Origin of the sequence: Nocardia asteroides, from assembly GCF_021183625.1 — a bacterium.
Classification (GTDB): domain Bacteria; phylum Actinomycetota; class Actinomycetes; order Mycobacteriales; family Mycobacteriaceae; genus Nocardia; species Nocardia asteroides_A.
Map to the genome: position 1 here is coordinate 377,495 of NZ_CP089214.1, position 24,812 is coordinate 402,306.

Consider the following 24,812-nt stretch of genomic DNA (forward strand, 5'->3'; position numbering starts at 1 on the left):
GCCGGCCCGGTCTCGTTTCGGCCGTACACTCACCTTCAGTCAGTCTGAAGGTCCGCAGTGGCCGTATCGAGAGGGAGCTACACCGATGACGAAGGTTCTGCTCGCGCTGCACGTCGTGGCCGCGATCGTGGCGATCGGGCCGGTCACGGTCGCCGCGAGCATGTTCCCGCCCGCCGCCAGGCGCGCCGACGGCGAGCCGGGGATCGAGCAGGCGGCGCTGCTGTACCGGATCTGCCCGGTCTACGCCGCCGTCGGCATCGCGGTGCCGCTGTTCGGACTGGCCACCGCGCTCGCGCTCGGCGTGCTCACCGACACCTGGGTGGTGTTCTCCATCGCGCTCACCGCGGCCGCCGCCGGCGTGCTCGGGCTGATGATCCTGCCCGGCCAGGCCGAACTGCTGACCCGGCTGCGCGGCGCTGGCCCGGTGCTCGTGCGCGCCGACACCGCGCAGCTGGCCATGCTCACCGGCGTCTTCAACCTGCTCTGGGTGGTGGTCACGGTGCTGATGATCGTGCGCCCCGGGTCCACCACCGGCGGGTGACCGCCCCACTTCGTTCGGCGGACAGGCCGGGCCGAAGGGTTCGCTCGAGGTGCTGTGCGGCCCGGCCGCCGCCCGGCAAACTGGACCGACGGTGCCCACCGCGCGGGCACGCGGGCGGAAGGGCGGGCATGACCGAGACGATGAGCGGACCGCGGGCCGCTTCCGTGGCGCTCCTCGCCATCGCCGAGCACCTGGCCCAGCTGGTGCCGGGCCCGCCCCTGGTCGGCATCACCGCGATCAGCGGTGACGAGATCGTGGTGGCCGGTTGGTCGTCGCCGCGCGCCCGGCTGGCCGAGCAGGCGCAGCTCATCTGGGGCGCCTCCCCCGGCCTGGAGGCGCTGCGCACCGGCAAGCCGGTCACCGTGCCCGACCTGCGCCTGACCCAGCGCTGGGGCGAGTGGTCGGCCGAGCTGCGGCTGCTCGGGCTCGGCTCCAGCCACAGCCTGCCGGTGCGCGGCGACACCCGTCCGATCGCGGTGCTCGACCTCTACGCCGACGACGGCAACGGCTTCGAGACCGAGATCGACCACCTGCTCATTCCGCGGCTGCCCGCCGTGGCAGCCGCGGTCACCGCGCTCACGGGCGGAACACCGCGCGCACGCAGCCGTCCTTCTTGTTCTTGAACAGGTCGTAGCCGCGCACCGCGTCGTCCAGCGGCAGGTCGTGAGTGATCAGCCAGGACGGATCCAGGTCGCCCTGCTGCACGTAGTCGAACATGCGCGGGACGTAGCGCTGCCCGTGCTGCTGGGCGGTGCGCAGGGTGAGGCTCTTGTTGGTGAGCGCGCCCATCGGGAACTTGTCGGTGACGCCGTAGACGCCGAGCACCGAGACCACCCCGCCCTTGCGGCAGGCCAGGATGGCCTCGCGCAGCGGGGTCGCCCGGTCGGTCTCCAGCCGCAGCGCCTGCTTGGCGCGGTCGTACAGCTGCTGCACGCCGGTGCCGTGCGCCTCCATCCCGACCGCCTCGATCACCGCGTCCGGGCCGCGCCCGCCGGTCGCCTCGCGCAGCGCGTCCTGCACGCTGTCCACCGCGCTGTAGTCGATCACCTCGGCGCCGACCTTCCGCTCGGCCAGCGCGAGCCGCTCCGGCAGCCGGTCGATCACGATCACCCGCTCCGCGCCGAGCAGCAGCGCCGAGCGCGCCGCCATCAGCCCGACCCCGCCGCCGCCCCACACCGCGATCACGTCGCCGGGGGTGATGTCGCAGAAATTCGCGCCCATCAGCCCGGTCGGCACCGCGTCGGAGAGGAACAGCGCCTGCTCGTCGGTGACGCCGTCCGGCACGACGAAGCAGTTCGAGTCGGCGAAGGGCACCCGCACGTACTCCGCGTGCGAGCCCTGGTAGCCGCCGAACGGGTGCGTGTAGCCGTAGATGCCGCCGGTCGGGTGGCCGAGCAGCGGCTGCTGCAGCTCGGGGTTGGGGTTGGTGGTGTCGCAGGCCGAGGGCAGGTCGTGGCGGCAGTACCAGCACGATCCGCAGGAGATGAAGGACGGGACTGTGACCCGCTCGCCGATCCGGCGCTCCCGCACCGCGGGCCCCACCTCGACGATCTCGCCGGTGAACTCGTGGCCGAAGACGTCGCCCGCCCGCATGCCGGGCAGGTAGCCGTCGATGAAGTGCAGGTCGGAGCCGCAGGTGGTGGTGAGCGTGACCTTCACGATCGCGTCGTGCGGGTTCAGCGGGGCCGGGTCGTCGACGGTCTCGACCGCGAGGTCGTTCACGCCGTTCCAGACGAGTGCGCGCATTCGGGGTGTCTCCTTCGATCAGTGGTCCGATTCGCGGGCGGCGGGCTGTGGCTGCAGGGTCGGGATCTCCCCGGTCTGCAGCAGTGCCCGGGCCCGGTACAGCACCTTGAAAACGGCGGCTTCGGTGAGGATTCCGGGGATCGGGGCGGCTACCCGCGCGGTCACCTCGGTGCCTCGATCCGCCGGGGCCTCGGCGAAGGTCAGCCGGATGTGCGGGCCGTCGGGGTCGTCGGTGGTGCTGAAGCGCAACCCTTCGGCATCGGTGCTCAGGGTGGTCTCCCACTCGGTGTCCCGCTCCCCGTGCAGCACCCAGGTGTAGCCGTCGCTGCCGCGCGGCCGCACCTCGCCGACCGTGCCGAGCACCCGGGACAGCTGCTCCGGGTCGTGCCAGAACCGCTCCACCTCGGGGCGCGGCCGCTCGATCGTGATCGCCTGTGCGCGTTCAGTTCTACTGCCGAGCACGGTGCTCGCCAGCCCGCTCAGGCGCTTGGTGGCGGTGCCGACGGTCTTGTCGACGATGCTCATGCGGATCTCCTCCCGTCGTCGTTCGGCGGGCGGCTACCCCTGGGCCGCACGGGCAAACGGGGTTTCCGGGGCCGCGGCGGGGGCAAGCGGAGTGCATCGCCGCCGGTTATCGACCGGCGAACAATCGCATACCCGGAGGCTCCCGTGTTCGCTCGCCGTTTCGTCCTCGCCGGTGTCGTCGTCGGCACCTGCCTGCACGGAGCACCCGTCGCCGGCGCCGACCCGGCCGCGGAGGCCGTGCCCGCGCGCACCGCCTTCTCCGTGCGGACCCCGCTCGGCGGCTGGGGCACCGAGACCGAGAACCTGCCGCGCGCCGCGCTCTCGCTGGCCAAGCTCTACCTCGCCGACTACGCGGTGCGGCACGGCGACGGCTCGCCCGCCGACCTCGCCGCCGCCGAGCGCGCCATCCGCCGCTCCGACGACGCGGCCGCCGACACCCTCGGCGCCCGCTACCCGCAGGCCGTCGCGGCGACCGCCGCCGAATTCGGGCTCACCCGGACCGGTGGCGGCTACTGGGGAACCGCGACGACCAGCACCGCCGACGTCGCCACCTTCCTGCTGGCCAAGGAGACCGCCGACCCGGGCTCCCCGATTCTGCTCTGGATGGCCACCGCGGCCCCGGTCGCGGCCGACGGCACCCCGCAGGACTGGGGCACCGCCGACGTCCCCGGCGTCATCGGCACCAAGTGGGGCTGGTCCGACACCGGCGTCGCCGAGGTCGCCTCCGCCTCCTTCGGCCCCGGCTTCGTCGTCGTCGCGCACACCACCGGCAGCACCGGCGAGCACACCGCCGACGTCTTCGCCGGGATCGCGGCGGCCGTGGCCGACACGGTTCTGCCCGGCTGAGGCCCCCGGCCCGCGGGACAGCGGCGTAACCCGCCGCGGGCGCGGGAACGTGCTATTTTGCTCCGAGTTCGCCATCGCGGCCGGACTCCCGCGCAGCGGCACCCATATGGGGCCGCGCCCGCGTTTCGCCGCCGCGAAACCGGGCATGCGGTATCCATTCCCCCGGTGCCCCACCGGCACGCGCGTCTCGATTCCGCCGGAGGTTCCGTGTCCGCTCGGATGTTCTGTCTCACCCTCGCCGTGGGTGTCTGCTGCGTCCTTCCCGCACCGGTCGCCGGTGCCGAGCCCGCCTCGGTGGTCATCGCCACCGACGACGTGCCCGCCAGGACCGCGTTCTCGACCCGGACCCTGCGCGGCGGCGGGTCCGGCTCCGCCAACGAGAACGAGCCGCGCGCCGCGCTCTCGCTGGCCAAGCTCTACCTCGTCGACTACGCCGTGCGGCACGGCACCCACGGCGAGCTGGACCGGGCCGCGGGCGAGCGCGCGATCCGCTTCTCCGACGACGCCGCGGCCGACACCCTCGACGCCGCCTACCCGGACGCGGTCGACGCGATCGCCGCCGAGTTCGGGCTCACCCACACCGGCGGCGGCTACTGGGGCACCTCCACCACCAGCACCTCCGACGTGGCCACCTTCCTGCTCGCCAAGCTCCGCGCCGACCGCGATTCGCCGATCCTGGAGTGGATGGCCGACGCCGCGCCGGTCGCCGCCGACGGCACCGAGCAGAACTGGGGCACCGCCGACCTGCCCGGGGTGCTGGGCACCAAGTGGGGCTGGTCGGACACCGGGATCTCGGAGGTGGCCTCGGCCTCGTTCGGCGTGGGTTACGTCGTGGTCGCCAACACCATCGGCAGCACCGGCGAGCACACAGCCGATGTCTTCGCCGGGTTCGGCGCCGCCGCGTTCGAGGTCACGAACTCGCGCTGATCGCGCGCCGCACGGCGGCGGGCCTGCACCGCATTTTCAGCTCCGGCCCGCCGGTACGCCCGGCACCGCTGCCCCGATCCGGCGCAGCATCTCGCGCACCACGATCCGGTGCCCGCCGGAGCCGATGACCAGCGCCTTGTAGACGGCTCCGCGCAACCCGGGGAACTCGGCCCAGGTCTGGGCACGCACCCGGGTGCCGTCCGGCCCCAGGTCGTCGAGCTCGAAGATCAGCGCGTAGCGGGAGAACCAGTGCCGCCCGCGCAGGACCAGCCGGTGCGGGGCGTCGGCTTCGTCGAGGCGGAAGCCGCGCGGGACGGTCGCGGGGTCGTCCGGGTCGCGGCAGACCACGGTCAGCAGGGCGCGCCACACCCGGGCCGGATCGGCGTCGAAGGATCTGGCATGCTCATCGATATAGGGTAAACGCTCCATATAGAAGGAACGTACTAGTAGTGGCACCTCCCCGCAAGCACGACACCGATGTGATCCTCGACGCCGCGCGGGCTCTCGTGCTCGGTGAGGGCCCGCGCGCGGCGAGCGTCGCCGCCATCGCCGCGGCCAGCGGCGCCCCGGTCGGCACGCTCTACCACCGCTTCGGCAACCGCGACGGCGTGCTCGGCGCGCTCTGGCTGCGGGCGCTGGAGCGGTTCCAGCGCCGGGCGCTGGCCGCCGCCGACTCCGCCGACCCCGTACAGGCGGGTATCGCCATGGCGCTCGCCACCCTGGAGTTCGGGCGCGACCTGCCCGACGACGCCCGGCTGCTGCTCGGCGCCGGCCCGGCCGACCTCCTCGACAGCGGCCCCGACGCCGCCTTCCGGGCCCGCCGCGACGAGCTGAACGTCCCCCTGCGCGCCCGCCTCGACGCCCTCGCCACCGCACTGACCGGTACCGGCGACGCCCGCGCGGTCGAGGCCGTCACCCGCGCCGTCGTCGACCTGCCCTACGCCGCGCTGCGCAGGCATGCCCCCGCCCCGCCGGAGTGGCTGGCCGCCGATCTCGCGGCCGCTGTGCGGGCGCTGCTGACCGTCCCGAACCTGGGCGTCCGACTAGATTGATTCACCTTTTCGGCCCTCTGGGCGGTGTCCGCCCCGGTCGGGAAACTCGGAGTGGCAGCTTTACCCACTGGCCGCTATTCTCAACCGCGAAAATTTCGGATCTGCTTGCCGGGCTGCGACTTCGGTTATCCAGATCGCCGCAGCAAGGGTCGGAGGCGCCGACACGACGCCCTCCGGCGAGCGCGAAAGTGCAGGACGTGTCGGATTCTTCGCAACCGCGGGCAAGCGAGCCCGCGAGTCCAGAGTCGCGCCCCCTCGTGGTGGCGCTGCTGTCGATCGTGCTGGTCATCGTCGGGTTGGTCGTGCCGCCCGGCGTGCTGACCTCCGGTGATACCAGGGTCATTCTCTCCGTAGTCGGCGCGGCGGGCGGGCTGCTGTTCACCGTCGCGGTGCTCATCGGGCTGCGCTTCCACCGCAAGGCCGCCGAGGCCGCGGCCGCGGTGGCCGCCGCCGAGGTGCGAACCCTCGAGGCGCAGGACCGAACCCTCGAGGCGCAGGAGCGGATCGCCGAGGCCGAGCACCGGCTGGCAGGCGCCGAGGCCGAGCGCGCGCAGGACGGCGCCGCCACCAACGACGCGGTCGGCCGGGCCAGGGAAAGTGAGCACCGCAGGGCCGCCGCCATGGCCGCCTTCGCGGGCGCCGCAGGGCGGATGCAGGCCATGACCACCAGCATGCTGGCCGAGCTCCGCGAGATGGAGCACCGGCACGCAGACCCCAAGGTGCTGGCCGACCTGCTGCACCTGGACCACCGCACCGCGCAGGCCGGGCGGCTCGCCGACAGCGTCGCGGTGCTCTCCGGGGCGCGCTCCGGGCGGCGCTGGGCCAAGCCGATCGCGATGGAATCCATCCTGCGCGGCGCGATGGGACGGGTCGCCGGCTACCAGCGGGTCCGGCTGCGCGCCGTCGCCGACGTCGGGATCGCCGGGCACGCCGCCGAGGGCGTCATGCACGCGCTCGCCGAGCTGCTCGACAATGCCTGCAACTTCTCCCCGCCCACCACCGAGGTGCACGTCTACGCGGCCGAGGTGCCCGCGGGCGTGGTCGTCACCATCGAGGACAGCGGCCTGGTGATGAGCGAATCGGCGCTGCGCCGGGCCGAGTTCGCGGTCTCCGGCGCGGGCGCGGGCGGCCGCGGCATCTCCTCGGCCGACCTCGCCTCGCTCACCGGCACCAGGCTCGGGCTCGCCGTGGTCGGGCACCTGGCCCGCAAGCACGGCCTCACCGTCTCCTACCGGCCGTCGGCCATCGGCGGCACCGCCGTGGTGATCGTGGTGCCGCGTGACCTCACCGCGCGGGTGGACCGCACCCGCCGCCCCCAGCTCGCCCCCGCCGGACCGGCGGAGGCGGCACTCGCCGTCGAGCGCGTCGAGGCCGAACCGGCCGCGCTACCCGACGGCGACGCACCGCTGCCCAAGCGCCGCCGCGGCAGCACGCTCGCGGCGGTGCACCCGGCCGGGATCGGCGCCGACGCCGCGCCCGCCCCGGCCGCGGGCACCGCGCACACGGTCGAGCCATCCGCGCTCGGCGCCTTCCAGCGTGCGGTCACCGGCCGCGACGATGCCGTCGCGCCGCCGCACTCCTCCCCCTCACCCGCCCTGGAGAACGATCGATGACTACCTCCACCCCCGCGCAACTGGGCTGGCTGCTGGAACAGCTGCTCGCCCGCACGCCGCACGCCAGGCACGCGCTGCTGCTCTCCGGTGACGGGCTGAAGATCTGCCACACCCCCGAGCTCTCGGTCGACAAGGCCGACCAGCTCGCCGCCATCGCGGCGGGCATCCAGAGCCTCTCGCACGGCGCCTCCGCCGAGTTCGGCGACGGCCGCAGCGGCGTCAGGCAGTCGATGACCGAGTTCTACGGCGGCATCCTGTTCATCGTCGAGGCCGGGCGCGGCTCGCACATCGCGGTACTCGCCGCAGAGGAGGCCGACGCGGGCCTGGTCGGGCACAACATGCGCGAGATCGTCGAGCAACTCGGCGAGCACCTCGCCATGGCGCCGCGGGTCGCGGGAGCGAGCCTGTCGTGACCAGGCCAGGTCGCGACGACGACCCCGATCGGCTCTATACGCTCACCGGCGGCCGCACCCGCCCCGATTCCGACGCGTTCGATCTGGTGACGCTGGTGGTCGGCGAGTGCGAGCCAGCGCCGGGCATGCAGTCCGAGCACACCGCCATCCTCGAGCTGTGCCGGGCGCCGATCGCGGTGGTCGAGATCGCGGCCGAGTTGCGGCTACCGGTCGGAATCACCACGATTCTGCTGTCGGATCTGTTGCACGCCGGGAAGATCACGGTGCGCCATCCGCACGGGGCGGACGGCGCCTACCGGATGCCGCCCGCAGACTCGACCACTCTGGAGAAGGTGCTCGTTGGACTCCGCAATCTCTGACCACCGGCCCAGCCGTGCCGATGCCCCCCTACAGGCCAGCACCAACCAGGGGCTGAAGATCGTGGTGGTCGGCGGATTCGGCGTCGGCAAGACCACGCTCGTGCGCGCGGTGAGCGAGATCCGCCCGCTCGACACCGAGGCCACCATGACCGACGCCGGGCTCGGCATCGACGACACCAGCGGCGCGCCCGGCAAGACCACCACCACCGTCGCCTTCGACTTCGGCCGCATCACCATCGACGCCGAGCACGTGCTCTACCTGTTCGGCGCGCCCGGCCAGGAGCGGTTCTGGTTCCTCTGGGACCGGCTCTTCGCCGGCGCGCTCGGCGCCATCGTGCTCGTCGACCGGCGCCGGATCGCCGACTCCTGGTACGCCATCGACCGGCTGGAGGCGCAGCGCACCCGATTCGTCGTCGCCTGCAACAATTTCGGCGGCGCCGCCCGGCTGGAGGAGGTGCGCGACGCGCTCGACCTCGACCCGGGCGTCCCGCTGCTCGACTGCGACGCCCGCTCGCGCGGGTCGGCGAAGGACGTGCTGATCGCCCTGGTCGAGCACCTGCACAACTCCGCGACCGGCGTCGCTCCCCCCGCTCGGGGCATCGTCGCCCCCGGGACGCGATTTTGACCGGGTCCGACCCGAGGGCGCACACCGGCGCGGTGCCGCTGGTCGGCCCGCGCTTCCACACCGACCCGCAGCGGCTCTACGCGGAGATGCGGCTGGAGCACGGCCCGGTGGTGCCGGTGGAGCTGCCCGGCGGGATTCCGGCGTGGCTGGTGATCGGGTACCGAGAACTGCACCAGGTGGTCACCGACACCGAGATGTTCCCGCGCGACGTCTCGCTGTGGAACCAGTGGCCGGCGATTCCGGCGGACTGGCCGCTGCTGCCCATGGTCGGCAGGCACTTCACCTCCCCCGAGCAGTCGCGCAGGCACATCGCGGCGGTGGAGCCCGCGCTGGCGGCGGTGGACGCCTTCGCGCTGCGCAATTCCTGTGAGGCACTGGCGGATCGGCTGATCGACGGCTTCTGCGGCCTGGGCCGGGCCGATCTGGTCGCCGAGTTCGCCGAGCCCATCCCGGCGCTGGCGCTGGCCCTGACCCTCGGCTTCCCGCCGGAGGCGGGCGACGAGCTGGCCCGGTCGATGAAGGCCATGGCCGACGGCGGCGCCGACGCGCAGGCCGCGCACGTCGGCTTCGCCGAGCACTTCGGCGCGCTGCTCGGCCGGGCCCGCGCGCATCCGGGCGAGGACCTCGCCAGCGGGCTGCTGCGCCGCCCCGGCTCCTTCACCGACGACGAGGAGTACGTCCTCGTGCTCATGGCGATCATGCTCGCCGGGCACCTGACCACCGCGGACTGGCTGAGCAACACGGTGCGGCTGATGCTCACCGACGACCGTTTCGCCGCCGCGCTCGGCGCCGGGCGGCACAGCGTCGGGCAGGCCATGAACGAGGTGCTCTGGGACGACACCCCGAGCCAGATCCTCTGCGGGCGCTGGGCTTCCCGCGACACCCGGCTCGCCGACCGGCAGATCCGCGCCGGTGACATGCTCATGCTCGGGCTGGCCGCGGCCAATGCCGATCCGCACATCCGCCAGCACGTCGACGGCACGGTCGGCGGGGATCCGGTGTACAGCGGCAACCAGGCGCACTGCTCCTTCGGGTACGGCCTGCACCGCTGCCCCGATCCCGCGCAGCAGATCGCGGAGATCATCGCCCGCACCTCCATCGAGGTGCTGCTGGACCGGCTGCCCGATCTCGACCTCGCGGTGCCCGCCGCGGCTCTGACCCGGCGGCCGTCGCCGTTCCTGCGCGGCACCACCGCGCTGCCCGTCCGCTTCACCCCGGTGCCCGCCATCGGCGCCGCCCGGTGAGCGGCAGAACCACCCCACCCCGCCAGCTGCGGCCACCCGGCCGCCGGACTCGCCGGAGCGACATGGTGCCCGTCCTCGTCCCAGCCCATGCCCCACCGGCTCTCGGAGGCCAGTCGTGACCCGCCCGGACAACACCGCCCGCGTACCGGGCTGCCCGGTGAACCCGCAGGCGGTGCCGCTCGGCGGCCCCCGCTTCCACACCGAGCCGCACCGGCTCTACACCGAGATGCGCCGCGACCACGGCCCGGTCGTCTCCGTCGAGCTGCCCGGCGGGGTGCCCGCCTGGCTCGTCATCGGCTACCGCGAGCTGCACCAGGTGACCAGCGACCCCGACCTCTTCCCGCGCGACGTCGGGCTGTGGAACCAGTGGCCGCACATCCCCGAGGACTGGCCGCTGCTGCCCATGGTCGGGCGGCCCATGCCCTCGCTCTACTTCAGCGCGGGCGCCGAGCACCGCAGGCACCTGGCCATGGTCGAGCCCGCGCTGGAGGCGGTCGACCCGTTCGCGCTGCGCCGCACCTGCGAGCTGCTCGCCGACCGGCTCGTCGACAGCTTCTGCGGCCGCGGCGAGGCCGACCTGGTCGCCGAGTACGCCGAGCCGCTCCCGGTGCTCGCCCTGGCCTGGATGCTCGGCTTCCCTGACGACGACGGCGCGCGGCTGGCCTGGACCATGAAGACCCTCGCCGACGGCGGCGCCGACGCCCAGGCCGCGCACCTCTCCTTCGGCGAGCTGATGCAGAACCTGCTCGCGATGGCCAGGTCCCGGCGCGGCGACGACCTGGTGGCCAGGCTGCTCGCGCACCCCGAGCGCTTCTCCGACGAGGAGTACGTGCTCGACCTCATGGCGATCACCGCGGCCGGGTACCTGCCCACCGCGGACTGGATCGGCAACTCGGTGCGGCTCATGCTCACCGACAACCGCTTCGCCGCCGCGCTCGGCGCCGGGCGGCACAGCATCGGCCAGGCCATGAACGAGGTGCTCTGGGAGGACACCCCCACCCAGATCCTGGCCGGGCGCTGGGCCGCCCGCGACACCAGGCTCGGCGACGAGACCATCAGGGCGGGCGACATGCTGCTGCTCGGGCTGGCCGCCGCCAACGCCGACCCGCACGTGCGCCAGCACGCCGACGGCGCCGGAGGCCGCGCCGACCCGACCTACTCCGGCAACAGCGCGCACTTCGCGTTCAGCCACGGCGAGTACCGCTGCCCGTACCCGGCGCAGCAGATCGCCGAGATCATCGCCAGGACCGGGCTCGAGGTGCTGCTGGACCGGCTGCCCGACCTGGATCTGGCGGTCGCCCCCGGCAGCCTGGTGCGCAGACCGTCGGCCTTCCTGCGCGGAATGACTTCGCTCCCTGTACATTTCACGCCAGTCCCCGCAGTCGGAGGTTTTCTGTGAGTTCATCGTGCCCGCATGCCATGGCCATCGATCCGATGGTCGGCGATCTCGCGGGTGAGACCGATCGGCTGCGCGCGGCGGGCCCGCTGACCCGCATCGAGCTGCTCGGCGTGCCCGCCTGGACCGTCACCGAGCACAACCTGGCCAGGCAGCTGCTGACCGACCCGCGGCTGGTCAAGGACATCGGCTCCTGGAAGCTGTTCACCGACGGCATCGTCACCAGGGAGTGGCCGCTGATCGGGATGATCGACGTCAAGCGCTCGATGTTCACCGTGGACGGCGCCGCACACCGCAGGCTCCGGATCAAGACCACGCAGGCGCTGTCGCGGCGCAGGCTCGACGCGCTGCGCCCGATCGTCGAGCGCTACGTCGCCGAGCTCCTCGACGACCTCGAGGCCGCGGGCGCCGCCGGCGAGCCGGTCGACCTCAAGCAGGTCTTCGCCTACCCGCTGCCCATGCGCGTCGTCAGCGAGCTCATGGGCGTGCCGCACACCGACAACGAGCAGCTGCTCACCTGGTACAAGGCGTTCTTCTCGCTGCTCACCCCGCAGGACGAGCGGCTGGCCACCATCGACGAGCTGACCACCTACTACACCGCGCTGGTCCGCAAGAAGACCGCGACCCCGGCCGACGACCTCACCTCCGCGCTGATCCACGAGAACGGTGACGGCGAGGAGCCGCTCACCGAGGAGGAGGTGATCGGCAACCTGGAGGCGCTGGTCGCCGCGGGCCACGAGACCACCGTCAACCTGATCCTGGCCACCGTGCGGGCGCTGCTGAGCAACCCCGAGCAGCTGGAGCGGATCCGCGCCGACGAGGTCTCCTGGGCCGACGCCATCGAGGAGACGCTGCGCTTCGACGGGCCGGTGATCCACCTGCTCATGCGCTTCGCCACCGAGGACATCGTGCTGGACCAGGGCGTCATCCCGGCCGGTGACGGCGTGGTGATCTCCTACCGGGCGATCGGCCGCGACACCGGCGTGCACGGCGCGGACGCCGACGTCTACGACAGCAGCCGCCCCACCGCGCACCGCAACATCTCCTTCGGCTTCGGCCCGCACATCTGCCCCGGCGCCACCCTGGCGCGGCTGGAGGCAGCGGTCGCGCTGCCCGCGCTCTTCGCCCGCTTCCCGAATCTGCGCGCGGCAGGCGACCTCGCGGCGCTGCCGAACATGCCGGTGCTCACCCAGAACGACCTCTCCGCGCTGCCGGTCCTGCTCACCTGAGTTTCGTTGCGGCACAGGCGGGAATTGCCCGGCGGTGCCCCGTAACGACACCGCCGCACAGCGGCGCGACAAAGGCGTCGCCGCGCTCTGGCGCGCAGGAAAGGCCGCCGTGCGGCGCGGCAAGACCCGTCCGGCCGCGCGGCGGCGCGAACTCTGCCGGGTCGCGAAGGAGACCTTCGGCTGGCCGGAGCTGCGCACCGGCCAGCTCGACGCCATGCTCCCGCTCACCGCGGGGTGCGACGTGCTCGCCGTCATGCCGACCGGGGCGGGGAAATCCGCGATCTACCAGGTGCCCGCGCTGCTGCTGGACGGCCCGGCGCTGATCGTCTCCCCGCTCACCGCGCTGCACCGCGACCAGGTGCAGCAGCTGGCGCGGACCGCAGCGCCGCCCGCCGTCGCGATCAACGCCACCCAGTCCGCCGCCGCCACCGAGCAGGCGTGGGCCGCACTCGAGGGCGGCACCGCGAAGTACCTGTTCCTGGCCCCCGAGCAGCTCGCCAAGGCCGAGCTGCTGGACCGGGTGGCGGCGCTGCGCCCCGGGCTCTTCGTGGTGGACGAGGCGCACTGCGTCTCGGCCTGGGGCCACGACTTCCGCCCGGACTACCTGCGGCTCGCGCACGCCGCCGAGCGGGTCGGCAGGCCGCCGGTGCTCGCGCTCACCGCCACCGCCAACGGCCCCGTGCGCGAGGACATCACCCGCGTGCTCGGCCTGCGCGACCCGGCCACGATCGTCGCGGGCTTCGACCGGCCCAACCTCTCGCTGACCGTGCGCGCCACCCGCACCGCGGGCGACCGCGACGCCGCCGTGCTCGACCTCGTCAGCACCGGCCCGGCCCTGGTCTACACCGCCACCCGCCGCGACACCGAGCGGCTCGCCGCCGCCTTCCGCGAGCGCGGGGTCGACGCCGCCGCCTACCACGCGGGCATGAAGCCCGCCGAGCGCAACGCGGTGCACGAGCGGTTCCGCACCGACCGGGTCGCGGTGGTGGTCGCGACCTCGGCCTTCGGCATGGGCATCGACAAGCCCGGCGTCCGCGCCGTCGTGCACGCCGCCGCCCCGGACTCGCTGGACTCCTACTACCAGCAGATCGGCCGCGCGGGCCGGGACGGCGACCCGGCCGAGGCGATCCTCTGCTTCCGCGCCGAGGACCTCGGGCTGCAGCGCTTCCTCACCAGCCGCCAGGTGGACACCGACGGCCTGCGCGCCCTCGCCCGCACCCTGCACGGCAGGAAGGAGCCCGCGACGCTCGCCGAGCTCACCGCGGCGAGCGAGCGCTCGCGCCGCCGCACGCTCAACAACCTGAACCTGCTCGAGGCCGCCGGGCAGGTGGAGAGCACCGCCGACGGCCGCTTCCGCGGCACCGGCGACGACCCCGACGCCGCGCCCGAGCGCGCCGCCGAGATCGCCGAGCGCCGCCTGCAGCTCGACCGCTCCCGGCTGGAGACCATGCGCGCCTACGCCGAGACCCCGCTCTGCCGCAGGCAATTCCTGCTCGGCTACTTCGGCGAGGTGCGCGAGGAGCAGTGCGGCAACTGCGACACCTGCCTGGCGGGCACCGCGCCGCCGATCGAGCACGTGGACGGCCCGTTCCCGGCCGGCGCGGCGGTGCGGCACCCGGTCTTCGGCGACGGCGAGGTGGTCCGGCGCGAACCGGAGACGGTGACGGTGCTCTTCACCGAGGCCGGGTACCGCAGCCTGTCGCTGGCCGCGGTCGAGGAGGGCGACCTGCTGAGCGAGCGCTGACTCAGCGCATCTCGCGCAGCAGGTCCTCCAGGAAGCCGGTGCTCTCCGCGGGCGAGAGCGCCTGCACCGCGAGCCGGTTCATGACCGCCAGGTACAGCTCGACGTCGCGCTGCTTGTCCAGGTAGATGGAGCTGGTGAGCTGCTCGGTGTAGACGATGTCGGGCAGCTCCGGCTCCGGGAAGCGCAGGATGCTGAACGGGCCGCCCGCCGCCGAGTGCCCGCCCGCGGCGTAGGGCAGCACCTGGATCCGCACGTGCGCGTGCTCGGCCATCGCCACCAGGTGCGCCACCTGCTCGCGCAGGACATCGGCGCCGCCGACCGGGCGGCGCAGCGCGTTCTCGTCCACCACCGACCACAGCGTCGGCGGGGCGTGCCTGGTCAGGATGCGCTGCCTGCGCATCCGCATGTCCACCCGGCGGTCGGTCTCGTCGGAGTTGCCCAGCTCGATCACCGCGCGGGCGTAGTCCGGGGTCTGCAGCAGCCCGGGGATGAACTGCGCCTCGTAGGTGCGGATCGTGGTGGCCGCCTGCTCCAGCCCGATGTAGGTCTCGAACCAGCTGGGCAGCAGGTCGCTGTAGCTCTGCCACCAGCCCGGGTCGTTCGCGCGCTTGGCCATCGCCAGGAACGGCGCGCGCGCCTCCGGATCCTCGACCCCGTAGAGGGTCAGCAGATCGCGCAGGTCCCGCTCCTTGAACCCGGTGCGCCCGAGCTCGAGCCTGCTGATCTTGGCGTGCGAACCGCGGATGGCGTACCCCGCCGCCTCCCGGCTGATGTCGCAATCCTGGCGCAGCTGCCGCAGCCTGCTCCCCAGTGCGACGCGCAGCACCGTCGGCCCCCGCTCGGCCGCGAGGAACTCCGCGAAGCCGCTGTTGTCGTCGTTGGTCATGGACCGCCTCCGGCCGGTGAACGAATACCCCTGCACGCGAAAGTCGCTCCCGGCACACCGCCATCCCCCGCGTCGCGCGCCGATACTACCGCCTCGCCGCGCGCGCCGGAGCACGGGTGAATCCCCGTTTTCCATTGGCATTACTGTGAATTCGCGTACCGGGCGCTGTTCGGAGCGCTGTTCCGTACCGACCGGCCCGAATGTCAGCTATCCCGAAACTCGCTCTCCGACAGTGTGATCGGATCCACGGTTATCGAGCGGAGCGCACGGTGGGTGCGTAAAGTGCGCGGCAAGCGGCGCCGGAGGGGGTACTCCGGCGGTTCCGCCGCAGCGCAACGAGGATCGAAAGCCAGGGGGCCGACCGTGACGTCGCACGAAATCCAGCTCACCGACGGCGAGGTGGCCGATCGGCTGTCCGCCATCCTGACCAGCACCAGCATCGATCTCGCCACCTCGAAGGCGGGCGCGAACTGGTGCTCGAACGCCTTCTTCGCCGAGCGCGGCGGCGATCCGTTCCGGCTCCTCGTCGTGCTGGAGTCGAGCGGCCGCACCCTCGATTCGCTGCGCGCCAATCCGCAGGTCGGGGTGAAGGTGGTGCCGACCGGCTTCCTCGAGCCCTTCGCGCAGGGCGTCGGCACCGCGGCGGTGCGCACCGAGTCGGCGGCGCGGGAGGAGATATTCCGCACAGTGGTGGACAAGGAGCCCGCGCTGCGGCCGTTCCTGTCCGCCCCGGTCGAGGCGGTGGAGATCACCGTCGACTGGTGGCGGGTCACCCACGTCGGCGCCGGTCTGCTGCCCGGCCGGGTGCTCGAGCGCCCGGCGCCGCACTGATGCCGAACCCGGATCAGCAAGTCGCTCAGTACATTCGGCTATTGTCGCCGCGCCGGTGGCGCTCCTAGGCTTGGCCCGCCGCGGTGGATCGGCACCCGATCCCGCGGCCTCGCACCCGCACAGAGAGGTCCCCATGTCCGAAGCCACACCGCAGACCGGCGTTCGCGCCCCGGTCGGCGTGGACACCACCCGGGCCAGCATCGCCCGCGTCTACGACGCCACCCTCGGCGGCAAGGACAACTACCCGATCGATCGCGAGGTGCGCGACCGGGTCGCCGAGGTCGCACCCAGGCAGAGCGACGTCGCCAGGATGAACCGGCGCTGGCTGCACCGCGTGGTGCGCTACCTGGCCGGTACCGCCGGCATCGACCAGTTCCTCGACATCGGCGCCGGGCTGCCGACCGTCGGCAACACCCACGAGATCGCCCAGCAGCAGAACCCCGAGGCCACCGTGGTCTACGTGGACAACGACCCGGTCTGCAACGCGCACGGCCGGGTGCTGCTGGAGCAGAACGAGTTCACCCACTTCGTCCCGGCCGACCTCACCGAGCCGGACACCCTGCTGCGGCACTCCGAGGTCACCGCGCACCTCGACCTCGAGCGCCCGCTCGCGCTCATCCTCTGCGGCATCCTGCACCACGTCGACGACGCGCTCGACCCGGCGGGCATCATGCGCCACTACATCGAGGCGCTGCCGCCCGGCTCCTACGTCGGCATCACGCACTTCTACGACCCCGCCGACGGCGGCGCCGCGCACGACATGGCGCTCGAGCTGCAGCGCCGCTTCACCGAGATGGGGCTCGGCTCCGGCTGGTACCGCACCGCCGAGCAGATCGCCACCTTCTTCGGCGACCTCGAGATCGTCGAGCCCGGCCTGGTCGAGCTGGACGACTGGTGGCCGCCCGGCCCCGCCCTTCGTCCCAGGCGCACCGAGGAGCGGCTGCTGCTCGGCGGCCTCGGCTACAAGCCGGAGCAGCTGCGATGACCGGCTACGACGACCTCACCGGCCCCGCCGTCGACCCCGAGCGCTGGCAGTACCTCGAGGTCCCGCTCGGCCCGGACGAGACCTGGCGCTACGCCGACCCGGCCGCCGAGATCACCGTCTCCGGCGGCGCCGTCGCGGTGCGCATCCCGGAGTTCACGCTGGCCAACCCGGCGGTGCAGATCCTGGACAACCCCAAATTCCTCATGGTCTCCACCGCCGAGTTCGACCTCACCGCGGGCCCGCGCACCTTCGGCGTGCGGATGGCCGCGACCAACCTCGGCACCGACGGCGCCGACTACCGCGACGGCTTCGCCGCCTTCAACGTGCTCGACATGGCCACCGCGCAGGTCTTCGACGCCATCGCCACCGGCAGCCACGCCTACGCCATCCACGAGCGGCTCCTCGTCCCCGGCGTGGTCGACCCGGCCGACGCCTTCACCCACGTCGCGCACGCCCCGCTCGCGGGCGAGGCGGTGAAGGCCGGGGAGTTCCAGCACTACGCGGTCACCATCGACCGCGCGGCCGAGCGGGTCGAGTGGCGGGCGGGCGGCGCGCTCGTCTACACCGTGCGCGCCGCCGCGCTGCCGGAGCGGGTGCGGATCGGCTTCGGCATCATCACCCTGCACCCGCTCGCCGACGGACGCAGCACCTCGCTGCGCGGTCAGGGGCTCGCCGCCGCCTGGCGCGACTTCACCGTCGACTGACCGCGCCGGGCTTGGCCAGGCTGAACTGCATGACGTCGATGTAACCGTCGCGGAAGAACTCGGCGCAGCCGGTCAGGTACTTGATGTAGGTGTCGTAGGTCTGCGGCGAGGTCAGCGCGATGGCCTCGTCGCGGTGCGCGCGCAGCGCCTCGGCCCAGCGGTCCAGGGTGATGGCGTAGTTCGGGCCGAGCGGGTGGACCCGGGTGACCTCGAACCCGGCCCGCTGCGCGCCCTCGATGACCCACTCCGGCTGCGGCAGCTCGCCGCCCGGGAAGATCTCGCGCGCGATGAAGCGGGCGAACTCCAGCACCTCCCGGTCGATCGGCAGCCCCTTCGCCCTGATCTCGTGCCGGTCGAACTGCACGATGGTGTGCAGCAGCATCTTGCCGTCCGCGGGCAGGATGGCGTGACAGCGGTCGAAGAACTGGTCGTAGCGCTCCCGGCGGAAGTGCTCGAAGGCGCCGATGCTGACGATCCGGTCGACCGGCCGGTCGAACTCCTCCCAGCCCTGCAGCAACACCTCGGCACTGCGCGTGCCGCGGTGCCGCTCGAGCAGGTCGGCGACGTGCTCGTGCTGGTTCTTGCTCAACGTGAGCCCGACGACGTTCGCGTCGTAGCGCTCCATCGCGCGCAGCATGACCGAGCCCCAGCCGCAGCCCACATCGAGCAGCGTCATCCCCGGCTCGATGTCGCACTTGCCGAGCGCCAGGTCGACCTTCGCGCGTTGTGCCTGCTCCAGCGTCATATCCGGACGTTCGAAGTAGGCGCAGCTGTAGGTCCGGGTCGGGTCTAGGAAGAGCGCGAAGAAGTCGTCGGACAGATCGTAGTGCGACTGGACATCGGAGTAGAACGGAGCCAAACCGGGCACAACGCGCTCCTTCATTCGTCTGAGTGGTCGAACAGAGCTAACGATCGGTGCAGCGGCAGCGCGATACCACGGCATACTCAGAGCAAACAGGGGATTTACGGGTGTCCGATTGACGGAGGGCTTGCGGCGGTCAGGCGGTGCGGCGCTCCGTCGCGGCGTCGCCGATCCAGGTGGAGACGACTTCGTCGACGCTGAGGTGAGCGGCGCGGGCACTGTCGATCAGGACCCGGTCCTGGTCGGCGGGCAGGCTCAGGGACACCGTGCGCCGCACCCGCAGGGTGCCGCGCTCGTGATCGGGTACCTCGTCGGCGGGAGCGTCGGCGGAATCGGGACGCAGATCGGCGATGCTCCAGCCCGGCCCGAACTCGGCCACGAGTGCGTCGCGGACCGCTTCGATGGGGTCACCCTGTGAACGGCTCATCGGTACGCTCCTCCCAATCCTCGAACGCGGCCAGCTCCGCACCGGTCAATTCCTCGGCGCCCAGAACCAGCCAGTGGAACGTCCCGACTCGGTGCACTGCCACGAACAGCGGCCGCCCCGCCTCGGTGCGTCCAGCTATCAGTGTGACCCGTAGTGACGCTCCTGTCGACGGCCGGGGCCATTTGCGGCGCCCGCTCAACACCTGGTCGATCTCGTCGGGGGTCACCCCTCGCAGCTTCGACTCCGCCCACTCGGGCAGCTCGTAAGGCATGGCCGGAAACCCTACTCTGCTCGGAGTAGAGGTTCTTCGGCGCCAATGCTGTTGCTGCGCAGACATTGTGGTCCGGGTTCCGGACGCACCCGGGCCGATGTCCGATTCGTGCAAGACCGGGAGCCGGTCGACGGGGTTCACTGGCAGCATGACGATCAGTGCGATCACCCTCGGGGTGCGGGACCTGGAACATTCGCTGCGGTTCTACCGCGACGGCCTCGGACTGCCCTTCCCCGGCATCATCGGCACCGAGTTCACCGGCGACGCGGAGAACCCCGGCGGCAGCACCGCCATGCTGACGCTGGGCAGCGGGCTGATCCTGTCGCTGTACGGCCGCGACGACCTGGCGAAGGACGCGGGCGTCACCCCGGACCGGGTGACCGGGTCCGGGGTGAGCCTGGGCTGGTTCGTCCAGAGCAGGGGCGAGGTCGACGAGATCCTGGAGCGGGCCGCCGCGGCGGGCGCGACGATGGTGCGCGCGCCGCTGGAGCGGCCGTGGGGCATCTACGCCGGCTACTTCGGCGACCCCGACGGGCACCTGTGGGAGGTCGTCTACTTCCTGCCCGGCTGAGCGGCCGGTGCCGCTGTAGCGGGCGTCGAGCCCGCGGAAGTAGCCGCCGGCCGGCGCGGCTGCCCCGAACCGTACTCCGCGAGCCCGCGCAGCGCGGGCGGCAGCGGGCCGCGGTGCAGCACCCCGAGCCGCTGGGTGGCGCGGGTGAGCGCGACGTAGAGCTCGGCGGCGCCGCGCGGGCCGTCGGCCAGGATCGCCTCCGGCTCGACCACCAGCACGGCGTCGTACTCCAGCCCCTTGGTCGCCGCGGCGGGCACCGCGCCCGGCACCCAGGGCGGCCCGATCACCACCGCCGTTCCCGGCTGCTCGGCCTCCGAACGCACGAATTCCTCGACCGCCGCCGCGATCTCGCCCGTCGCGACCTGCCGGGACCAGGGCCTGATCCCCGCGGCCCGCACCGACTCCGGCGGGCGCACCGCGGGCGCGAACTCGGCGAGCACCGCCGCGGCGATCCCCATGATCTCGGCCGGGGTCCGGTAGTTCACGGTCAGCGACCGGTACAGCCAGCGCCCCGGCACGTACCGGTCGAGCACCGCACCCCAGGTGTGCGCTCCGGCGGGCGAGCGGCGCTGCGCCAGGTCGCCGACGATGGTGAAGGAGTGGCTGGGGCAGCGCCGCATGAGCACCCGCCAGTCCATGTCGGAGAGCTCCTGCGCCTCGTCCACCACCACGTGCCGGTAGGTCCAGTCCCGGTCGGCGGCGGCGCGCTCGGCGAGGTCGCGGGTGTCGCGCTCGACGAAGCGCTCGGCCAGGTCGGTGTCGTAGAGCAGGTCCGAGGCGAAGAGGTGGTCCTCGTCGTCCATGGAGTCCTCGCGGTTCACCAGGATGTCGAGGACGCCCGCGGCGTAGGCGGCCTCGGCGCGCTGCGCCCGCTCGGCCGCGCCGTCGTCGCCGTCGGTGCGGCCGAGCAGGTCGGTCAGCTCGTCGAGCAGCGGTACGTCCGAGACTGTCCAGGCCGTGCCGTCGGCGCGCCGCAGCGCCGGGGCGGCGCCGGCCGCGGCCAGCCGCTCCGGTGATTCGTAGAGCGCGGCGAGCAGCCGGGGCGGGGTGAGGATGGGCCACAGCTCGTCCAGGGCGGCGGTGAAGGTCTCCAGTTCGGCGAGCTCGGCGGTGAGGTCTTCGCGCAGATTCGCCCAGGCCGCGCGGTCGTCGCGGGTGAGCCAGCCCCGGCCCACCCGGGTGGCGGCCCGCTCGGTGAGCACATAGCTCACGATCTCGGTGAAGACCGCGCGCGCCTCGTTGTGCGGCCGCTCGCTCGCCCGCGCCTCCTGCCTGGCCCACTCGGCGGTCTCCGCGTCGAGCCGGACCGTGACGTCGCTCAGCTCGAACTCGATCGGCCGTTCCGGCAGCCGCTGCCGGTCGGCCACCGCGGCGGCCAGCACCGCAAGGATGTCGAGCGAGCCCTTGAGCCGGGCGGCCGCCGGGGCGTCCTCGGCGGTGACGCGCAGCCCGGGCACCAGGTCGCCGGTGGTCGTGAACACCACATCGGTCTCGCCGAGCGAGGGCAGTACCCGGCCGATGTGGCGCAGGAAGGCCGGGTTCGGCCCGATCACGAGCACGCCGTTGCGCGCCATCTGCTCGCGCTGGGTGTAGAGCAGGTAGGCGACCCGGTGCAGCGCGACGACGGTCTTGCCGGTGCCCGGGCCGCCCTCGATCACCAGCACCCCGGCGTGGTCGAGCCGGATGATCTCGTCCTGCTCGGCCTGGATGGTCGCGACGATGTCGCGCATGCCATCCCCCCGCGGCGCGTTCACCGCGGCCAGCAGCGCCGCGTCCCCGCTCTCGCCGCCCGCGGGGCGGCCGAGCACCTCGTCGGTGAAGGCGGTGATCCCGCGCCCCCTGGTGTGGAACTGCCGCCTGCGCCGCATGTTCTCCGGGTGCGCGGCGGTGGCCACGTAGAACGGGCGCGCCGCGGGCGCCCGCCAGTCCAGCAGCAGCGGCTCGAATTCGTCGCGCTCGTCGAACAATCCGATGCGGCCGATGTAGGAGCGTTCGCCGGTGGTGGAGTCGAGTCTGCCGAAGCAGAGCCCGTTGTCGGCGACGTTCAGCCGCTCGACCTCGCGGGCCAGCGCGCGCACCTCGGCGTCGCGCTCCAGCGGCGAGCTGCCCCGCGTGCGCAGCGCCGCCGCGTGGCGGTCGCCGGCCAGCGCGCGCTCGGCGTCGAGCCGGGTGTAGAGCCCGGCCACATACTCGCGCTCGTCCCGCAGTTGCGCGTCGTACCCCTCGGCAGTCATGCCCCTCACTTCCCGCGTTTCCGCAGCGTCCGGCCTCGGCGGGCTATTGTGCGGGAAGACCGGGGCCTTGCCGCAAGCCCCGGGGTCCGGGATAAAATGAGGACGGGAACACGGACGTGCGCATGCCCCTGGAGCTTCCCGACACCCCCTTCGCCGTGGTCGACCTGGCGCGTGTCGACCGCAACGCCGCTCGCCTGCGGGACCGCCTCGACGGGCTCGGCGTCCCGCTGCGGCTGCACGTGAAGACGGTGAAGTCCGTCGAGCTGGTCCGGCGGGCGCACGGCCGCGCGCCGATCACCGTCTCCACGATGGCCGAGGCCGAGTACTTCGCCGACGCCGGGTACGACGACATCGTCTACGCCGTCGGCATCGACCCGCACAAGCTGCCGAGGGTGGCCGCGCTGCGGGCGCGCGGGGTCGCGCTCACCGTCCTGCTCGACAGCCGCGCCCAGGCCGAGGCGGTCGCGGCGGCCGGGATTCCGGCGCTCATCGAGATCGACGCGGACGGCAGCCGCGCCGGGCTCCGCCCCGCCGACCCGCTGCTGCCGGAGCTCGGGGCGGTGCTCGGCGACCGGCTGGCCGGGGTGCTCACGCACGCGGGCGGCTCCTACCACGCCTTCACCCCCGAGGCGCGGGCCGCGGCGGCGAAGGGCGAGCGGGACGCCGTCGTCGGCGCCGCCGAGGTGCTGCGCGCGGCCGGGCTGGACTGCCCGGTGGTGAGCCTCGGCTCGACCCCGACCGCGCACACCGTGCGCGACCTCACCGGGGTCACCGAGGTCAGGGCGGGTGTCTACCTCTTCTTCGACCTGGTGATGGCCGGGCTCGGTATCTGCGGCCTCGACGATCTCGCGCTCTCGGTGGTCGTCACGGTGATCGGGCACCGGCCGGACCGGGCCTGGATCGTGACCGACGGCGGCTGGATGGCGCTCTCCCGCGACCGCGGCACCGCCGAGCAGCCGGTCGACCAGGGCTACGGCCTGGTCACCGACCTCGCCGGGACCCCGCTCCCCGACCTGCTCGTGACCGGGGCCAGCCAGGAGCACGGCATCGTCGCGCTGCGCCCGGGCAGCGGCCGCCCGCTGCCCGAGCTGCCGGTCGGCACCCGGCTGCGGGTGCTGCCCAACCACGCCTGCGCCACCGCCGCGCAGTACGCCCGGTACCACCTGCTCGCGGACGGCGCGCTCACCCGGGTCGAGCGGCACACCGGCTGGTGAATCAGTCTCCGCGCAGGGCGTTCTCGACGCGCTCGGTCGCGGCGGCATTCCATCCGGGCGGGTCGAGGATCTCGGCCCACAGCTGCGCGGCCTCGGCGCCGTAGGTGTGGCCGAACCCGGCGGGGACGTCGGCGGAGAAGACCATGTCCATGGTCACCTGCCAGAAGGTGACCATCGGGATCCAGCGCATGCCCGGGTCGACGTCGGGGCCGAGCGGTTCGCGCAGCCAGTCCGGGCGGTGCCAGGCCAGGTCGAACGACCACCAGGTGATCGGGTCGCCGGCATGCTGCCAGAACACCAGCCGCGGGAACTCCCACGGCGTGGCGAGCGCGGTGTCCTCCGGGCGGGAGGCGAAGCGGATGTGCTCGCCGTCGTCCACCACCGGCAGCCGCTCCGGCGAGCCGGGGTCGCGGCCCGCGGTGATCCGGCCCCACGGCTCGGCGAAGTTCGGCGTGCCGACCAGCAGCGCGCCGTCGGTGCGGGCCACCAGGTCCGGGCCGGAGGCGAAGGCCGCCTGCCCGCCGTAGGAGCCGAGGCTCTCTCCGAAGACCACCAGCTTCGGCCGCCGGTCCTCCGGGCGCGCGGCCCACACCTTGTACACCGCCTCGAACAGGGCGCGCCCCGCCACCTGCGGGGTCTCCCGGTCGGCGACGAAGGAGAGCGCGCTGGGCAGGAACGAGTACTGCATGGCCGCGATGGCGGTGTCGCCGCCCGCCACGTACTCGAAGCTCGAGGCCACGTTCGCGTTCACCCAGCCGCGCCCGGTGGTGGTGACCACCGCGAGCACCCGGCGGTCGAAGGCGTCGGTGCGCTCCAGCTCGGCGACGACCCGCTCCGCGATCCCGGCGACGGTGTCCGCGGATTCGCGGCCCGCGTACACCCGGATCGGGGTCCGGGCGGGCGCGCCGGTGACCTCGGCGATCCGCTCGACGCTCGGGCCGCCCGCCACGAAGGTCCTGCCCTCGGCGCCGAGCGAGTCCCAGGGTTCGGCCGAGGCGGGCGAACCGGAGCGCTCCGGGAGCCGCGGCTGCTCGACCCCCTCCGCGGTGCCCTGGTCGGCGGCCTTGGCCGACTGCTCGGCCACTCCGAGCAGCCCGCGATACAGGGCGCCGTTGAGCAGCACCACCAGGATCACAAGCACCAGCACCACCGCGCCCAGCCGGGCCACCGGCGCGGGCAGCCAGCGTCCGCCGAATCGGGTCAATCCGGCGGTGGCGGCGCGGATCCCGCGCCCGGCGGCGAGCAGCAGCAGCGCGACGACCACCGCGATCAGCAGCACCAGCAGGTAGTAGGAGCGCTCCACGCGTACCACCCCGACCAGGTCGCGGATGATCTGCTGCCACCACGAGCCGAGGGCAAGGAACAGCGGCACCAGGATCGCCGCCGCGGCGGCCAGCGCCAGCCAGCCGATCCGCTTCGTGCGCGCCGACCACTCGGGCCGGACTCCGCAGCGCCGGATCACCCAGGCGACCAGCACGCCGATCGCGTAGCCGGTGATCATGGACAGCCCGGTCGCCACGCCCTGCAGGTACCAGACGCGGGGTAGCAGCGACGGTGTCATGGACCA

Annotated in this window: 27 protein-coding genes; 18 read left to right on the plus strand and 9 right to left on the minus strand. The window is 73.1% G+C overall.

The features are described from left to right. Positions 1-85: 85 nt before the first annotated feature. Both LTT61_RS01905 and LTT61_RS01910 read left to right on the plus strand, forming a co-directional pair. Positions 86-541 (plus strand): hypothetical protein, encoded by a 456-nt coding sequence (locus LTT61_RS01905; RefSeq protein WP_233018182.1) that lies wholly within the window; start codon positions 86-88, stop codon positions 539-541. Positions 542-669: 128 nt separating this feature from the next. Next, the gene (locus LTT61_RS01910; RefSeq protein WP_233018183.1) at positions 670-1,164 is read left to right on the plus strand and encodes a GAF domain-containing protein; all 495 of its coding nucleotides are present in this window, start codon (positions 670-672) and stop codon (positions 1,162-1,164) included. Here the strand turns inward: LTT61_RS01910 and LTT61_RS01915 are convergent. Beyond that, positions 1,118-2,287: a zinc-dependent alcohol dehydrogenase gene (locus LTT61_RS01915; protein WP_233018184.1), complete on the minus strand. Its 1,170-nt coding sequence runs from the start codon at positions 2,285-2,287 to the stop codon at positions 1,118-1,120. The two genes, LTT61_RS01910 and LTT61_RS01915, sit on opposite strands and share 47 nt — an antisense overlap. An 18-nt stretch (positions 2,288-2,305) precedes the next feature. After that, positions 2,306-2,812 (minus strand): hypothetical protein, encoded by a 507-nt coding sequence (locus tag LTT61_RS01920; RefSeq protein WP_233018185.1) that lies wholly within the window; start codon positions 2,810-2,812, stop codon positions 2,306-2,308. Between the two features lie 144 nt (positions 2,813-2,956). Here LTT61_RS01920 and LTT61_RS01925 point away from each other — a divergent pair, with 144 nt between their 5' ends. Both LTT61_RS01925 and LTT61_RS01930 read left to right on the plus strand, forming a co-directional pair. Further along, positions 2,957-3,658 carry a hypothetical protein gene (locus LTT61_RS01925; RefSeq protein ID WP_233018186.1) on the plus strand — a complete coding sequence of 234 codons (702 nt, stop codon included), beginning with the start codon at positions 2,957-2,959 and terminating at the stop codon, positions 3,656-3,658. A 207-nt stretch (positions 3,659-3,865) separates the two neighbouring features. After that, positions 3,866-4,585 carry a hypothetical protein gene (locus tag LTT61_RS01930; protein ID WP_233018187.1) on the plus strand — a complete coding sequence of 240 codons (720 nt, stop codon included), beginning with the start codon at positions 3,866-3,868 and terminating at the stop codon, positions 4,583-4,585. A gap of 36 nt (positions 4,586-4,621) precedes the next feature. On the opposite strand, the gene LTT61_RS01935 is transcribed toward LTT61_RS01930, so the two are convergent. Next, positions 4,622-5,014, minus strand: a complete 393-nt coding sequence (locus tag LTT61_RS01935; RefSeq protein WP_233018188.1) for a hypothetical protein — start codon at positions 5,012-5,014, stop codon at positions 4,622-4,624. A 20-nt stretch (positions 5,015-5,034) separates the two neighbouring features. On the opposite strand from LTT61_RS01935, the gene LTT61_RS01940 reads away from it, so the two are divergent. The 9 genes from LTT61_RS01940 (at position 5,035) to LTT61_RS01980 (ending at position 14,260) form a co-directional block, all read left to right on the plus strand. Next, complete coding sequence (locus tag LTT61_RS01940; RefSeq protein WP_233018189.1) at positions 5,035-5,637, plus strand: TetR/AcrR family transcriptional regulator; 603 nt, start codon at positions 5,035-5,037, stop codon at positions 5,635-5,637. A 260-nt stretch (positions 5,638-5,897) separates the two neighbouring features. Beyond that, positions 5,898-7,250, plus strand: coding sequence for a sensor histidine kinase (locus LTT61_RS01945; protein ID WP_233018190.1), 1,353 nt, complete (start codon positions 5,898-5,900; stop codon positions 7,248-7,250). Continuing rightward, positions 7,247-7,663, plus strand: a complete 417-nt coding sequence (locus tag LTT61_RS01950; RefSeq protein WP_233018191.1) for a roadblock/LC7 domain-containing protein — start codon at positions 7,247-7,249, stop codon at positions 7,661-7,663. Before LTT61_RS01945 ends, LTT61_RS01950 begins: the two co-directional genes overlap by 4 nt. Further along, positions 7,660-8,022 carry a DUF742 domain-containing protein gene (locus LTT61_RS01955; protein ID WP_233018192.1) on the plus strand — a complete coding sequence of 121 codons (363 nt, stop codon included), beginning with the start codon at positions 7,660-7,662 and terminating at the stop codon, positions 8,020-8,022. Before LTT61_RS01950 ends, LTT61_RS01955 begins: the two co-directional genes overlap by 4 nt. Next, positions 8,003-8,647 (plus strand): GTP-binding protein, encoded by a 645-nt coding sequence (locus tag LTT61_RS01960; RefSeq protein ID WP_233018193.1) that lies wholly within the window; start codon positions 8,003-8,005, stop codon positions 8,645-8,647. Before LTT61_RS01955 ends, LTT61_RS01960 begins: the two co-directional genes overlap by 20 nt. Continuing rightward, a complete protein-coding gene (locus LTT61_RS01965; protein ID WP_233018194.1) occupies positions 8,644-9,891 on the plus strand; it encodes a cytochrome P450 in 1,248 nt (415 codons plus the stop codon). The genes LTT61_RS01960 and LTT61_RS01965 overlap by 4 nt, the downstream gene beginning before the upstream one ends. Before the next feature lie 115 nt (positions 9,892-10,006). Further along, positions 10,007-11,290, plus strand: coding sequence for a cytochrome P450 (locus LTT61_RS01970; RefSeq protein ID WP_233018195.1), 1,284 nt, complete (start codon positions 10,007-10,009; stop codon positions 11,288-11,290). A gap of 20 nt (positions 11,291-11,310) precedes the next feature. Then, on the plus strand, positions 11,311-12,516 hold the full coding sequence (locus LTT61_RS01975; protein WP_233018196.1) for a cytochrome P450 family protein: 1,206 nt from the start codon (positions 11,311-11,313) through the stop codon (positions 12,514-12,516). A gap of 34 nt (positions 12,517-12,550) precedes the next feature. Beyond that, entirely contained in the window at positions 12,551-14,260 is a 1,710-nt protein-coding gene (locus LTT61_RS01980; RefSeq protein WP_233018197.1) for a RecQ family ATP-dependent DNA helicase, read from the plus strand. A gap of 1 nt (position 14,261) precedes the next feature. Here the strand turns inward: LTT61_RS01980 and LTT61_RS01985 are convergent, their stop codons facing one another. Continuing rightward, entirely contained in the window at positions 14,262-15,146 is an 885-nt protein-coding gene (locus LTT61_RS01985; RefSeq protein WP_233018198.1) for a helix-turn-helix domain-containing protein, read from the minus strand. Positions 15,147-15,509: 363 nt separating this feature from the next. Here LTT61_RS01985 and LTT61_RS01990 point away from each other — a divergent pair, with 363 nt between their 5' ends. The 3 genes from LTT61_RS01990 to LTT61_RS02000 all read left to right on the plus strand — a co-directional run bounded on the left by LTT61_RS01990 (position 15,510) and on the right by LTT61_RS02000 (position 17,666). Beyond that, on the plus strand, positions 15,510-15,977 hold the full coding sequence (locus tag LTT61_RS01990; protein WP_233018199.1) for a hypothetical protein: 468 nt from the start codon (positions 15,510-15,512) through the stop codon (positions 15,975-15,977). 133 nt (positions 15,978-16,110) lie between these two features. After that, entirely contained in the window at positions 16,111-16,962 is an 852-nt protein-coding gene (locus tag LTT61_RS01995; protein ID WP_233018200.1) for an SAM-dependent methyltransferase, read from the plus strand. Next, positions 16,959-17,666, plus strand: a complete 708-nt coding sequence (locus LTT61_RS02000) for a DUF6081 family protein (RefSeq protein WP_233018201.1) — start codon at positions 16,959-16,961, stop codon at positions 17,664-17,666. Before LTT61_RS01995 ends, LTT61_RS02000 begins: the two co-directional genes overlap by 4 nt. Here LTT61_RS02000 and LTT61_RS02005 read toward each other — a convergent pair. From LTT61_RS02005 to LTT61_RS02015, 3 genes are all read right to left on the minus strand, one after another. Continuing rightward, complete coding sequence (locus LTT61_RS02005; protein ID WP_269821838.1) at positions 17,653-18,534, minus strand: cyclopropane mycolic acid synthase family methyltransferase; 882 nt, start codon at positions 18,532-18,534, stop codon at positions 17,653-17,655. The genes LTT61_RS02000 and LTT61_RS02005 overlap by 14 nt on opposite strands. Before the next feature lie 130 nt (positions 18,535-18,664). Next, positions 18,665-18,955, minus strand: a complete 291-nt coding sequence (locus LTT61_RS02010; protein WP_233018203.1) for a hypothetical protein — start codon at positions 18,953-18,955, stop codon at positions 18,665-18,667. Then, positions 18,936-19,226, minus strand: a complete 291-nt coding sequence (locus LTT61_RS02015) for a hypothetical protein (protein WP_233018204.1) — start codon at positions 19,224-19,226, stop codon at positions 18,936-18,938. Before LTT61_RS02015 ends, LTT61_RS02010 begins: the two co-directional genes overlap by 20 nt. A gap of 148 nt (positions 19,227-19,374) precedes the next feature. Here LTT61_RS02015 and LTT61_RS02020 point away from each other — a divergent pair, with 148 nt between their 5' ends. Beyond that, positions 19,375-19,797, plus strand: a complete 423-nt coding sequence (locus LTT61_RS02020; RefSeq protein WP_233018205.1) for a VOC family protein — start codon at positions 19,375-19,377, stop codon at positions 19,795-19,797. On the opposite strand, the gene helR is transcribed toward LTT61_RS02020, so the two are convergent. Further along, positions 19,779-22,031: an RNA polymerase recycling motor ATPase HelR gene (gene helR, locus LTT61_RS02025; protein ID WP_233018206.1), complete on the minus strand. Its 2,253-nt coding sequence runs from the start codon at positions 22,029-22,031 to the stop codon at positions 19,779-19,781. The two genes, LTT61_RS02020 and helR, sit on opposite strands and share 19 nt — an antisense overlap. Positions 22,032-22,153: 122 nt before the next feature. Here helR and LTT61_RS02030 point away from each other — a divergent pair, with 122 nt between their 5' ends. Then, on the plus strand, positions 22,154-23,245 hold the full coding sequence (locus LTT61_RS02030) for an alanine racemase (protein ID WP_233018207.1): 1,092 nt from the start codon (positions 22,154-22,156) through the stop codon (positions 23,243-23,245). A 1-nt stretch (position 23,246) separates the two neighbouring features. Here LTT61_RS02030 and LTT61_RS02035 read toward each other — a convergent pair whose 3' ends face one another. Continuing rightward, positions 23,247-24,806, minus strand: coding sequence for an alpha/beta hydrolase (locus tag LTT61_RS02035; RefSeq protein WP_420094728.1), 1,560 nt, complete (start codon positions 24,804-24,806; stop codon positions 23,247-23,249). Positions 24,807-24,812 lie beyond the last annotated feature (6 nt).

Excerpts from the sequence above, each read along its gene's own strand:
- LTT61_RS01905 (WP_233018182.1), top strand. The coding sequence starts at position 86 with ATGACGAAGGTTCTGCTCGCGCTGCACGTCGTGGCCGCGATCGTGGCG.
- LTT61_RS01910 (WP_233018183.1), top strand. The coding sequence starts at position 670 with ATGACCGAGACGATGAGCGGACCGCGGGCCGCTTCCGTGGCGCTCCTC.
- LTT61_RS01915 (WP_233018184.1), bottom strand. The coding sequence starts at position 2,287 with ATGCGCGCACTCGTCTGGAACGGCGTGAACGACCTCGCGGTCGAGACC.
- LTT61_RS01920 (WP_233018185.1), bottom strand. The coding sequence starts at position 2,812 with ATGAGCATCGTCGACAAGACCGTCGGCACCGCCACCAAGCGCCTGAGC.
- LTT61_RS01935 (WP_233018188.1), bottom strand. The coding sequence starts at position 5,014 with ATGGAGCGTTTACCCTATATCGATGAGCATGCCAGATCCTTCGACGCC.
- LTT61_RS01950 (WP_233018191.1), top strand. The coding sequence starts at position 7,247 with ATGACTACCTCCACCCCCGCGCAACTGGGCTGGCTGCTGGAACAGCTG.
- LTT61_RS01975 (WP_233018196.1), top strand. The coding sequence starts at position 11,311 with ATGGCCATCGATCCGATGGTCGGCGATCTCGCGGGTGAGACCGATCGG.
- LTT61_RS01985 (WP_233018198.1), bottom strand. The coding sequence starts at position 15,146 with ATGACCAACGACGACAACAGCGGCTTCGCGGAGTTCCTCGCGGCCGAG.
- LTT61_RS01995 (WP_233018200.1), top strand. The coding sequence starts at position 16,111 with ATGTCCGAAGCCACACCGCAGACCGGCGTTCGCGCCCCGGTCGGCGTG.
- LTT61_RS02000 (WP_233018201.1), top strand. The coding sequence starts at position 16,959 with ATGACCGGCTACGACGACCTCACCGGCCCCGCCGTCGACCCCGAGCGC.
- LTT61_RS02010 (WP_233018203.1), bottom strand. The coding sequence starts at position 18,955 with ATGAGCCGTTCACAGGGTGACCCCATCGAAGCGGTCCGCGACGCACTC.
- LTT61_RS02015 (WP_233018204.1), bottom strand. The coding sequence starts at position 19,226 with ATGCCTTACGAGCTGCCCGAGTGGGCGGAGTCGAAGCTGCGAGGGGTG.
- LTT61_RS02020 (WP_233018205.1), top strand. The coding sequence starts at position 19,375 with ATGACGATCAGTGCGATCACCCTCGGGGTGCGGGACCTGGAACATTCG.
- helR (WP_233018206.1), bottom strand. The coding sequence starts at position 22,031 with ATGACTGCCGAGGGGTACGACGCGCAACTGCGGGACGAGCGCGAGTAT.
- LTT61_RS02030 (WP_233018207.1), top strand. The coding sequence starts at position 22,154 with ATGCCCCTGGAGCTTCCCGACACCCCCTTCGCCGTGGTCGACCTGGCG.
- LTT61_RS02035 (WP_420094728.1), bottom strand. The coding sequence starts at position 24,806 with ATGACACCGTCGCTGCTACCCCGCGTCTGGTACCTGCAGGGCGTGGCG.